This is a genomic window from Flavobacterium melibiosi (assembly GCF_048158545.1).
Taxonomy (GTDB): Bacteria; Bacteroidota; Bacteroidia; order Flavobacteriales; family Flavobacteriaceae; genus Flavobacterium; species Flavobacterium melibiosi.
This window is the reverse complement of the sequence record NZ_JBLNKU010000008.1, coordinates 72,998-85,607: the sequence shown is the minus strand read 5'-3', so window position 1 is coordinate 85,607 and position 12,610 is coordinate 72,998. Positions and strand designations below refer to the sequence as shown.

Annotated in this window: 9 protein-coding genes; all 9 read left to right on the top strand. The window is 34.9% G+C overall.

Features of this window, described 5'->3' with window-relative positions:
- The first annotated feature begins 1 nt into the window (after nucleotide 1).
- The 9 genes from ACM55F_RS11185 to ACM55F_RS11145 all read left to right on the top strand — a co-directional run bounded on the left by ACM55F_RS11185 (nucleotide 2) and on the right by ACM55F_RS11145 (nucleotide 12,603).
- The gene (locus ACM55F_RS11185; RefSeq protein WP_416853899.1) at nucleotides 2–2,476 is read left to right on the top strand and encodes a polysaccharide biosynthesis tyrosine autokinase; all 2,475 of its coding nucleotides are present in this window, start codon (nucleotides 2–4) and stop codon (nucleotides 2,474–2,476) included.
- Nucleotides 2,477–2,501: 25 nt separating this feature from the next.
- On the top strand, nucleotides 2,502–3,485 hold the full coding sequence (locus tag ACM55F_RS11180; RefSeq protein WP_416853898.1) for an SDR family oxidoreductase: 984 nt from the start codon (nucleotides 2,502–2,504) through the stop codon (nucleotides 3,483–3,485).
- Between the two features lie 66 nt (nucleotides 3,486–3,551).
- A complete protein-coding gene (locus ACM55F_RS11175; protein WP_416853897.1) occupies nucleotides 3,552–4,943 on the top strand; it encodes a UDP-glucose 6-dehydrogenase in 1,392 nt (463 codons plus the stop codon).
- A gap of 132 nt (nucleotides 4,944–5,075) precedes the next feature.
- Nucleotides 5,076–5,540, top strand: coding sequence for a UpxY family transcription antiterminator (locus ACM55F_RS11170; protein WP_416853896.1), 465 nt, complete (start codon nucleotides 5,076–5,078; stop codon nucleotides 5,538–5,540).
- 409 nt (nucleotides 5,541–5,949) lie between these two features.
- Nucleotides 5,950–7,233: a nucleotide sugar dehydrogenase gene (locus tag ACM55F_RS11165; protein ID WP_416853895.1), complete on the top strand. Its 1,284-nt coding sequence runs from the start codon at nucleotides 5,950–5,952 to the stop codon at nucleotides 7,231–7,233.
- A 48-nt stretch (nucleotides 7,234–7,281) separates the two neighbouring features.
- Nucleotides 7,282–8,289, top strand: a complete 1,008-nt coding sequence (locus ACM55F_RS11160) for a mannose-1-phosphate guanylyltransferase (protein ID WP_416853894.1) — start codon at nucleotides 7,282–7,284, stop codon at nucleotides 8,287–8,289.
- Nucleotides 8,290–8,566: 277 nt separating this feature from the next.
- Nucleotides 8,567–10,105 (top strand): lipopolysaccharide biosynthesis protein, encoded by a 1,539-nt coding sequence (locus ACM55F_RS11155; protein ID WP_416853893.1) that lies wholly within the window; start codon nucleotides 8,567–8,569, stop codon nucleotides 10,103–10,105.
- Nucleotides 10,102–11,283 (top strand): glycosyltransferase, encoded by a 1,182-nt coding sequence (locus ACM55F_RS11150; RefSeq protein WP_416853892.1) that lies wholly within the window; start codon nucleotides 10,102–10,104, stop codon nucleotides 11,281–11,283. The genes ACM55F_RS11155 and ACM55F_RS11150 overlap by 4 nt, the downstream gene beginning before the upstream one ends.
- A 138-nt stretch (nucleotides 11,284–11,421) precedes the next feature.
- Complete coding sequence (locus tag ACM55F_RS11145) at nucleotides 11,422–12,603, top strand: hypothetical protein (protein WP_416853890.1); 1,182 nt, start codon at nucleotides 11,422–11,424, stop codon at nucleotides 12,601–12,603.
- Nucleotides 12,604–12,610 lie beyond the last annotated feature (7 nt).

Genomic DNA, 12,610 nt, shown 5'->3' with positions numbered 1-12,610 from the left:
AATGTTAGATATAAAAGATTTTTCGATTTTTGAAAACCAAGTGAGTTTTGACTTTAAGGGATTCTTGATGAAAATCGGAAGTTATTGGAAATGGTTTTTACTGAGTTTATTAATCACTTTCACAATTGCCTATCAAGTAAATATTCGTAAAGAAAAAATTTACGGTATGGAAACACTTATTTCGGTAAAGGAAGAAAGTAATCCTCTTTTTACCTCAAATACCAGTTTGGTTTTTAACTGGGGGGGAACTTCAGATCAGGTTCAAACCATTTCAACAACATTACAATCCAGATCTCATAATGAATTGGTTGTGGAAAAACTACAATATTACATTAACTACTTAGTTCAAGGGAAATATAAACTTGAAGATGCTTATGGAGCCGTTCCTTTTTATGTCAATATCGATAAATCAAAAGGGCAGTTAACAGGGAATCTAATTGGAATTAAATTTTTGAGTGAAAACACATATGAAATCAGAATTCCATTTGAAAGCCAAAATGTTTCATTAATAACCTATTCAAGTAATTCTTACAGTAATACAGCGGTTGCAATTGGTGATTTAGTAAAGAGATATAAAGTTGGCGAGCAAGTAGCATTGCCTTTTTTAAATTGGAAATTGCAAATAAAAGATAATCCTGGTTTTTATAAAGGGAATGAGTATTTTGTAAGGTTTAATGATTTTGACGGAACAGTATCAGCATACAAAGGAATAAACGTTAAATCAGATGATAAGGGCAGTTCCATAATTACCTTAGGTATGCAAGGAACCAATAAAGCAAGAATGGTTGAATATTTGAATTCGACAGTTAAAATGCTTATGAAAAGACAATTGGACAGCAAAAATCAGTTTGCGACGAATACAATTGCGTTTATAGACAGTACATTGGTTACGATGGAATCCCAACTAAAGGAAACGGGAAATGAACTAAAATCATTTAGAAAAGACAAAAATATCTATGACATAGAAGAGGGCGGAGCCAAGTTTTCGGATAAGATTCTGGAGTTTGATGTCAAGAAAGACGAAGTCACACGTAAACTGGCCTATTATAATTCACTAAAAGCATATTTAAAGAATAGTATTGACTATTCTAAACTTCCAGCACCATCAGTAGCAGGAATTGAAGATCCGAATATTGTTGTAAGTGTTTCGAAATTGATTGCATTGTCTACCCAAAGATCTGAAATGGCGTATGCGGTAAAAAGCGATAAGATATTCAAGGATTTCGACAATCAAATGGAGGCTGTTAAAAATGTATTGTTAGAAAATATAGCAACAGCCAAAGCTTCTTTACAGTATGATTTAGCAATTGTCAGCAGTAAAATTAATGAAACGGAAAGTACCATAAAACAACTTCCGGAAGATCAGCAAGAGTTGATTAAGATTAAACGAAAATATGATTTAAGTGATAATATTTATAGCACGTTTCTTCAAAAAAGGAGTGAAGCCGATATTGTTAAAGCGGCAAATTTATCAGACGTCCATTTTATAGATCCGGCAAAGGATGTTGGCGGTGGACTTATTGGGCCAAAAACATCTGTAAATTATGTGTTAGCATTATTTCTGGGAATATTGTTTCCGTTACTTTTTGTGTTTGCCATTTTCTTTATTAATAATTCGATACAAAATACGGAGGATATCAGTAAGCAGACACAAATTCCTTTGATAGGAGTCATTGGGCTGAATAAAGATGATACTAATTTAGCGGTTTATGACAAACCTAAATCGGCTTTGTCAGAATCCTTTAGGGCCATTCGTTCTTCACTTCAGTTTTTATATAAACAACAAAATGTAGACGGTGCTAAAACACTCATGATAACATCGTCAGTAAGTGGTGAGGGAAAAACTTTTTGTTCTATCAACATTGCAACAGTATTTGCGTTAAGCGAGAAAAGGACAGTAGTAATTGGTCTTGATTTAAGAAAACCTAAGTTGTTCACTGAATTTAATTTGTCCAATGAAGTGGGAGTTGTCAATTATCTTATTAAGCAAAAAACAGTTGAAGAAATCATAAATCATACGCACATTCCCTACCTGGATGTTATTCTCTCGGGTCCAGTTCCTCCTAATCCTGCTGAGATGATTATGAGTGAAGGAATGAAGGATTTAATTGAAGAGTTAAAGAAAAAATACGATTACATTATCTTAGATACACCGCCAGTTGGACTGGTTTCTGATGCTTTGGAATTAGCACAATATTGTGATGTTACTTTATATATTGTAAGACAGAATTTTACTAAAAAAGAAATGATTATGTTGCTGAACAACCGAGTAAAGCGCGGTGAGTTAAATAATACCAGTATTATTTTGAATGGCTTTGAGAATAAAGCTAAATACGGAGCTGGTTACGGTTACGGATATGGTTACGGTTACGGATATGGATATGGGACTTATTCAAATGGATATCATGATGAGGAAAGTCCAAAAAATATCTTCGAAAAAGTTGCTAGAAAATTCCGTAAAAAGCAAACTAAATAATGGGTTGTTTTTAAATTAAGAAAATATGAAAGAAGGAACAAAAAATACCATATTAATTACTGGCGGAGCAGGATTTATAGGTTCTAATCTTTGTGAATATTTTTTATCTAAAGGATACGAAGTGGTTTGTTTTGATAATTTTGCGACAGGGTACAGACATAATTTAAAAGACTTTATCAATAATCCAAATTTTCGTGTAATAGAAGGAGATATTCGGAATGCAACAGATTGTCAAAATGCGGTAAAAGGAGTAGATTATGTGTTGCATCAGGCTGCTTTAGGCTCTGTGCCACGTTCTTTAATTGACCCGGTTACGACCAATGATGTCAATGTTTCGGGGTTTTTAAATATGCTGGTAGCTGCTCGTGATGCTAATGTAAAACGATTTGTTTATGCGGCAAGTTCTTCCACTTATGGAGATTCCGTTGGGTTGCCAAAAGTAGAAGAAGTGATTGGAAAACCGCTGTCCCCTTACGCAATAACAAAATATGTAAATGAACTATATGCTGAAATATTTAGCAGAACCTATGGTTTAGAGACAATAGGGTTACGATACTTTAATGTTTTTGGCAGGAAGCAAGATCCTAATGGAGCTTATGCAGCCGTTATTCCAAAATTTGTGATGCAACTCATGCAATTGGAAAGTCCAAAAATAAATGGGGACGGAAACTACTCCCGTGATTTTACCTATATTGACAATGTGATTCAAATGAATGAGTTGGCGATGCTGACAAAAAATCCTGTGGCGATAAATACGGTTTACAATACTGCTTATGGAGACAGGAATACGTTAAACAATCTGGTTGATTATTTGAAAGAATTTTTGTCGGAATATGACCCGAGGATTGCTGCTGTTCCTGTTGAATACGGGCCCAACAGAGCGGGGGATATTCCACATTCTTTGGCAAGTATCGATAAAGCCAAGACTTTATTAGGTTATGATCCTAAGTATTCCATGCAAGAAGGATTGAAAGAGGCCGTTGGCTGGTACTGGGATAATCTTAAATAAAAAATCTTTTTTTGAGGAAAGGTGGATAGAAAAAATAAAATATATTTGCAAATTGAAAATTAGAAAATGAAAATCACAAAAATTTGTTGCATAGGAGCCGGTTACGTTGGAGGTCCTACCATGGCAGTTATTGCTCAAAAATGTCCACACATACAAGTTACGGTAGTAGACTTAAATGAAGAACGAATTGCAGCTTGGAACGATGCAAATACAGATAATATTCCCATTTATGAACCTGGATTAGACAAAATTGTTGGGGAAGCCAGAGGCAGAAATTTATTTTTCTCAACGGAGGTGGATAAAGCAATAGACGAAGCCCAAATCATTTTTATATCAGTAAATACGCCTACAAAAACCTATGGAAAAGGGAAGGGTATGGCGGCTGACCTAAAATACATTGAGTTGTGTGCCAGACAAATTGCCAGAGTAGCAAAAGATAATAAAATAGTGGTTGAGAAATCGACACTTCCGGTAAGAACTGCTGAGGCAATCAAAAGTATTCTGGATCATACCGGTAATGGGGTGCAGTTTCAAATTCTTTCTAACCCGGAATTTCTTGCTGAAGGAACTGCTGTTCAGGATTTGTTGAATCCGGATCGAATTTTAATTGGTGGAGATCCTTCGGAAGAAGGACAAAAGGCTATACAGGCACTGGTTGATGTGTATTCAAATTGGGTTGCTCCAGCTAAAATATTAACAACTAATGTTTGGTCATCAGAGCTGTCTAAGCTTACGGCGAATGCATTTTTGGCACAACGGATTTCTTCGATTAACGCCATGTCAGAGCTTTGTGAAAAAACGGGAGCTGATGTCAATGAGGTAGCTAAAGCCATAGGAATGGATAGCAGGATAGGGTCAAAATTCCTGAAAGCGTCTGTTGGATTTGGGGGTTCTTGTTTTCAAAAAGACATCTTGAACCTGGTCTATATCGCCAAATCGTATGGATTGAACGAAGTGGCCGATTACTGGGAACAGGTAATTATAATGAATGATCATCAAAAGAGACGTTTCTCCAATACTATCATTCAAACACTTTACAATACCGTTTCCGATAAAAAAATTACATTCCTGGGTTGGGCTTTCAAAAAAGATACCAATGATACCAGAGAATCAGCAGCTATTTACGTTGCCGATGATTTGATTAATGAACATGCGAAAATTGCGGTCTATGATCCTAAAGTATCCAGAAAAAAAGTGTTGGCTGATTTGGATTACTTAGCAACCAGAGCGGCTTCCACTAATGCAGCCAGTATTATGTCATTTGATACGCCTTATGAAGCTTGCGAAAACGCTCATGCCATAGCGATACTTACGGAATGGGACGAATTTGTCCAGTATGACTGGCAAAAAATTTATGACTCCATGCAAAAACCGGCTTTTGTGTTTGATGGAAGAAACATACTTGATGGTCCGGTCCTTGAAGCGATTGGGTTTGTTTATCAGGGGATAGGCTCCTAATTAATTAATTGCAACGTTGCAAAGGAGTGGCGTAACAGGAGTGTTGTCATGTCTAAAAGTTTATTCAGAATATTGACACTGTGACTGATTACTTGCACTGAAAACTAATTTTATTACTATACAACAAACAAGATGAATTGGTATGTCGTTTATACAAAACCCAAATGGGAGAAAAAAGTAGCGGAACAATTAAAAAAGTTTGGAATAGAATGCTATTGTCCTTTGATTACTGTAGTGCGTCAATGGTCTGATCGAAAAAAGAAGGTAGAAGTACCCCTTTTTAATTCCTATGTTTTTGTTCAATTGCCAGAGTCTGACCGAAATTTAGTATTCCAGTCGGCAGGTGCGGTACGGTATTTATTTTGGCTGGGTAAACCTGCCATTGTCAGGGATGAAGAAATTAGTATTATTAAAAGAGGACTGGACGGACCTGATACTTGTGAAGTTTCGGTAGTTCCATTTCAAGTTGGCGACACCATAGCATTGGATTCAGGGCCATTTTCTACTCAAACCGCCATTGTCCAGGAAGTAAATAACACCCATTATGTTCTGGTTTTGGAATCATTGGGGTGTGTTTTGAAAATGAAGTTTAAGTAAATTATAACTTGGAGGTGTTTCTAAAATCCGTTGCGATGAATTAATTAAGGAACAGGTGTTTTTTAGTATACAAAGCAGTATTTGTAATTGATTTTACAAATACTGCTTTTTTAGTAAAAATAGTTTGGTGTATTGAATTTTTTTTGCAAAAAGCAATGCCGTTTTAAATGGCATATAATTTATTTTAAGCTGGGGGGCTTGTTTAATATCTGATTTACAGCACGTTAATTTTTTTGTTGTGTAGATATAATAATTATGTAACATTGAACTTTTAAAATACAATAAAAGTACTGATCTATATGTCTATATTTGCACACAAAATTATCTCGATTTCAGCTCATTTTTGTGAGTTTGAATAGCGAAGCGGTGTATTATAGTTAACAAAAGTTAATTGATATTGTTTTAAAAAATGAGTGCAACTATAAAAATAGCAGTGATTGGTTTGGGTTATGTAGGTTTACCACTAGCGCGGTTATTTGCAACCAAACATGCTGTTGTAGGATTTGATATCAATCAATCCAGAGTGGCTTCGTTGCAATCAGGAACGGATACTACATTTGAAGTGGAAGATGCGATATTACAAAAAGTACTGCTCGAAAAGCCCGGTGAAACTAAAGGCTTGTATTGTACCACAGCTGTAACTGATTTGGCGGATTGCAATTATTACATCGTAACGGTTCCCACACCGGTAGATAAAAATAACCGTCCTGATTTAACGCCTTTGTATAAGTCCAGTGAAACGGTCGGCAGTGTTTTGAAAAAAGGAGACATTGTCATTTATGAATCTACAGTATATCCAGGGGTAACCGAAGAGGAATGTGTACCGGTGTTGGAAAGGGTTTCGGGACTGCAATTTAATGTTGATTTTTTTGCAGGATATTCCCCTGAAAGAATAAATCCCGGGGATAAAGAACATACCGTAGAAAAAATTTTAAAAATTACTTCGGGTTCCACTCCCGAAATCGGAAGGCGCGTCAATGAGTTGTACCAATCAGTTATTACTGCCGGGACACACTTAGCTCCTTCCATAAAAGTTGCCGAAGCTGCAAAAGTAATTGAAAACTCCCAACGGGATATTAATATTGCCTTTGTAAACGAACTGGCTAAAATATTCAATCTAATGAATATTGATACCAACGCTGTTTTAGAAGCGGCAAAAACAAAATGGAATTTTCTCCCTTTTAAACCTGGATTGGTTGGTGGACATTGTATCGGGGTAGATCCGTATTATTTAGCGCAACGTGCACAAGAATTTGGATACCATCCTGAGATTATTTTAGCAGGGAGACGATTGAATGACAGTATGGGTGATTATGTCGCTTCCCAAGTGGTAAAGTTGATGATTAAAAAAGGAATTTCGGTTAATGGGGCCACGCTCTTAATGCTGGGAATCACTTTCAAAGAAAATTGTCCTGATGTTCGCAACACCAAAATTGTGGATGTCATTGCTGCTTTAACGGATTACGGAATTACAGTAACGACTTATGACCCTCTTGCAAATCCATTGGAAGTACAAAAAGAATATAACTTGGTTACGACTAATTTAATACCAAATCAGAAATTTGACGCAGTCGTTCTAGGAGTGGCACACCATCAGTTTCTGACAATCGATATCTCTAAATTGCAAAATGACATCAGTTTATTGTATGATGTTAAAGGAATTTTAGGGGATGGAGTTGATGGAAGATTGTAAAAAGTATAGAATATAAAAGCATATATAGCAAAGATTTAAAAGCAAAACATGGAAAATAAACCTTCAATTACACATGTCATACTAACCGGAGGAGTCGGTAGCCGATTATGGCCATTGTCACGCAAAAGTCAACCCAAACAATATTTAGACATTTTTGACGGCAAGTCCTTATTTGAAATGACCGTAGATCGCAATCGCAATATAGCCGATAAAGTGATGGTTGTCGGGAACATTGACAACTGTCATTTGAGTAGAAAAATTTTAGAAAAAACGAACACTTCCTATATTGACATCATTGAATCGACACCAAGGAACACAGCTGCAGCCATTGCGTTTGCTGCTTTTGCCGCTCATCCGGAAGATATTTTAATCGTAACCCCATCGGATCATATTATTGATGCAATGGAAAATTACGAAGCAGCGATAAACGAAGCAGTTACCAAAGCCGCTAAAGGGTATATCGTCACTTTTGGAATTGTTCCTACCAAGCCTGAAATTGGCTATGGCTATATTGAACGTAAAGGTGACGATGTTGTTTCTTTCCGGGAAAAACCCAATCAGGTTACTGCTAAGGATTTTATTGCCAAAGGAAATTTTCTATGGAACAGTGGCATGTTTTGTTTCAAAGCAGGAGTTTTTCTGGAAGAATTGAAATCATTTAAACCGGAAGTATACGAAAAATCCAAAATTGCCTGGGATAACAATATTGAAGGTACGTTAGATTTAGCGTTGTCTCTCGATATCCCCTCCATCAGCATTGATTATGCGGTTATGGAAAGAAGCAAAAAAATAAAAGTAGTTCCATCCACCTTCATTTGGTCTGATTTGGGATCTTTTGAATCGGTTTATGATTATTTGGTCTCTACTGGGCACCCCGTGGATAAAAATGGGAATATGGTCATTGGGACAACCAATTATACTGCTTTTGTGGGCTTGAAAAATACCATTTTTGTTTGTACAGATAATGCTAATTTGATCTTGCATAAAGATAGTTCGCAGGATGTGAAAAATGTATACAATGAATTGGAAAGAGAAAACCCTGATTTACTGAGTTAAACTAAAATATATTGTGGGAAGATTGGAGGCGGCAAGATGTGTATTTAAGTTAAAACTACTTTTAAAGGAGATTTGAAAGAGTTTATAAATTATTACCCAAATTATAGATGTTAGACATAGAGTGACCGAAAATATTCCCAATACAAAAAAAATTGAAGGTTGGCTACTGCGGATTTAAAAATAATTTTAATGTGATACATAGTATAGGGTTTGTAAACAGGAGCGTAGGAAATAGCTATAATGATTAATAAAATAAAGTTAAAAAAATGAATGCTTAATGCCCAATACTGAAAATAATAAGCGAATAGCAAAAAATACACTTTTGTTGTATTTTCGAATGATATTAGTGTCTCTCGTATCATTATTTACAACTCGAATCGTTTTAGAACAGTTAGGTATTGAGAATTACGGTATTTATAATGTAGTAGCGGGGGTAGTTGGTTTTCTTGGGATGCTTAATGGTTCGATGACATCTGCCACGCAACGTTTTTTAGCATTCGAGTTGGGAAGTGGAGATGGTAAGAGTTACAATAGAGTGTTTAGTATGTTGCTAACTATTTTTTTAAGTTTTTCTTTAGTGCTAATGTTTGTAGCTATAGCGATTGGACCATGGCTAATAAACGATTTTATAGTGATACCAAATGACAAGAAAGATATTGCTCTTTGGGTTTATTACTTTTCGGTTGTTACTTTCTTTATAGATTTAATTTCCATTCCCTATATGTCGTCAATTATTGCCCATGAAAAGATGGGTATTTATGCATTTATGAGTTTTCTTGAAGTTATGTTTAAACTCTTATTGGCATATATTCTTTATGCGTCAACTTTTGATAAATTGTTGACTTATGGTTTTCTGACAATGTTCGTGACTTTTTTGATAACACTATTCTATTGTGTGTATTGCGTATATAAAATAAAAGGATGTAACTACCAATTTTCATGGGATCAATCATTATATAAAAAAATGCTAGGATATATGGGATGGAATATATTTGGCAGCGTAACGTACATTCTTAATACACAAGGCCAGACATTAGTTCTAAATATTTTTTTCGGCCCTTTAGTAAATGCTGCAAAAGCAATATCTGATAAAATAAATAGTATTGTGGTATCTTTCAGTACTAATTTTTACATGGCGGTACGACCACAAATTATAAAGAGTTATGCTTCTGGGGAGCATGATTATATGTTTAAATTAGTTTTTAGGAGTTCTAAGCTTTCTTTTTATTTATTGTTCTTAGTTACTTTACCATTGATTATTTTAATGCCAAAAATACTTGTTATATGGTTGGGCTTAAGTCAAGTTAGCGATGATATGGTGCTCTTTTCTCAATTAATGCTGATATATTCTTTAGTTAATGTTTTTGAGAACCCCATTTCTGCGCTTATACAGGCTACGGGTAATATACGAAATTACCAAGTTATTATAGGATTTTGGACATTATTGATTTTACCCATATCTTACTTTTTATTTAAGCTTGGCTTTCCAGCGTATTATTATTTAATTGTCTTGATTTCAATTTACGCTGTAGCACATTTTTTTCGCTTACTCATTGCCAAACAACAACTCGGTTTGTCAATCAAATATTATTTTAGAACTGTTTTTGCACCAGTAATAATAACATCTTTACCATCCGCAATTTTGTCAAACTACCTTTGTAAATTCTTCCCTGATAACTTTTTGGGATTAGTTTCTTCGGGAATTGCCTGTATTTTAATGTCGCTCACTTTTATTTTTTCTCTAGGTCTGGAGCAGACGGAGCGTGTTATAGTATTTACGCAAATAGAAAAGTTATTAAGTAGACACAAAAGATGAGAGAGAAAAATATTAAAATAGTTTATATTCTAGGACCTACATCTATGGATGGATCTTTAATATCCTTACAAATAATATTAGATGGGATGATAGATTTGGGTTGCGATATTGTTATACTTATCTCGAACTTAAATTGTAATTACGATTTCATTGACTATATAAAAGCGAGAGGATGTGTTTTGGAAAGCTTTGAAGATGAGACTTCAGTTTATCCAGATTGCCAACTGTTTGGCTGGCAAAATAATTTCGTTAAATTTCCCTGGCGTTTGATGCGGAAGTTGTACCGATTATCCCGAAGTAACCAGCAAGTCTTAACGCTGATTCAAAAGCATAATCCGGATATTGTACATACCAACGTAGGTGTTTTTCAGCAAGGTTTAAGAGCTTGTAATAAACTTGGAATTCCTCATCTTTGGCATCTGCGTGAATATCAAACAAAAGATTTTGGATGGACAATAATGCCTTCAAAGAGCAGTTTTAAAAGGTTGCTTCGGACAACAAACGTGGTGGCAATTACAAATGATATCTTGGAATATTTTGATTTGAAAAGTATAAAAACGGCTAAAGCTATGTGGAATGGAATTTTACCTGCGGCAAGTGCAGTCTATGTTCATGAAAAGAAACCATATTTTCTCTCTGCAAATCGGATTTCTCCCGAAAAAAGAGTTGAGGTAGCTATTAAAGCCTTTGCCAGTATTGCAGATAAACTGCCGGAACACCGCTTAATTATTGTAGGTAAATCACAAAATAAATCCTATTCGGAAAAGCTTGCTGAATTGGTATCTAGTTTATCTGTTGGTGACCGTATAGAGTTTCACGATTTTCGTCCTGATGTAGTAAATTTAATGAAGGATGCTACAGCGCTTGTCGTGGCATCTAATTTTGAGGGGCTTGGTCGAATGACTGTTGAGGCTTCATTTATGGGGTGTCTCGTACTTGGACGTAATACAGGAGGAACCAAAGAGATTTTGAATGCCACGGGTGGTGGGTATCTTTTCAATAGTTCTGAAGAGCTAAAAGAACAGATGATGCGAGTAGCAAATATAGCTGGTACTGAGGCGTACAGAAAAAAAGCTCTTGCAGCACAGCGCATTGCTATTGACAATTTCTCGAATGAACAATATTGTCTAGGAATTTTTGATATGTACAAACATATAATTAGTATTCAGACGAACTAATATATTTCGATAAACAGATTGGCTGTATGTCATCCTTCTATGAATCTATATCTGACAGCTGTAAAATAATTTTAATTTCCTGTGCTGCTGTTAGGGATCCAAACTCAAATGACGAAATCTGTAACTAAACAAGAATAAATGACAAAAAAGATATTTGTATTTAGCTTAATCTTGATTTTTGCCATTAACATATCATATTTAAATCTAGTATGGGATGTTAAATATATAGGTTGGTTAATAAATGTAACTTACTTAATGGGAATACCGTTACTACTTTCTTCTACATACAAGAAAGGGAACAAGGTGGAGAGGTTATATATTGGAGTTATGTTTTTTGGAATGATTTTACACGCTATTCTTCCAGAAAAGGAAAAATACCCTGTAACAGACGCTTTGCAGTGGATATTTCTTGCCGTCATTGTCATAGCGTCACGAAAATATTATACGCCGCGATTCATGTTTTATATCTTAATAGCATTTTTCATTAGCCATTGTGTGCTAGCAGTTATAGAGTATAAAATGCAAATGAACCTTTTTGACTATTCATATGTTGCAAAGTTTAATGAATTTTCAGCTAAGATGGATTTTCGAGCGTTTGGCTTGATGGAACATCCCTTATATTCAGCTAATGTAACGCTTATTATTATGTCATTTATTATGATTAGTAAAGATATTAATTGGGTTTTGAAAATTTTATTATTGCTATTGGGTTCTTTAGCTATGATTAGTTTTAATTCACGAACGGCGACAATTATATTGGGCTGTTTACTGATTTACCGTTATGTACTATACAATCTAAAACCAATTTATATTATTGTATTAGGAACACTTGTTTATACTCTGTTTCTGAATGATTTTACATATTTTATTCAGCAAAATTCCAATATTTTTGGTCGATTGGCAGAAAAAAATAATCTTACCGACGACTCCTCACTTACTCGACTGATGAGTTATTTCTTTTTCTGGAATGAACGCTGGAGCTTTCAAGATATTGTGTTCGGTGGACGTACTATTTATATGCCAGGAACAGAAGTGTCAATTGAAAACGGTATACTTCTAACTATTGCGTGGTGGGGATGGATTGTAGGAGTACTTAAGGTGATACTCGAACTTATCATATCCTATCTTTGCTTAAAAAAATATAATATTAAAGATAAATTGATCGTGATGATTGCGTGTTGGGTTACAGCTTTTGCAAATAACAACTCGATTAACACATTTGTGTTCGCTTTTTTCATTGTTTCATTTTTAAGTATCAATTCATTAGCCAATAATAAATATAATAAAGTCAAAAAGTTATCACCAATTCTTGAAAAGTAATCCTCTC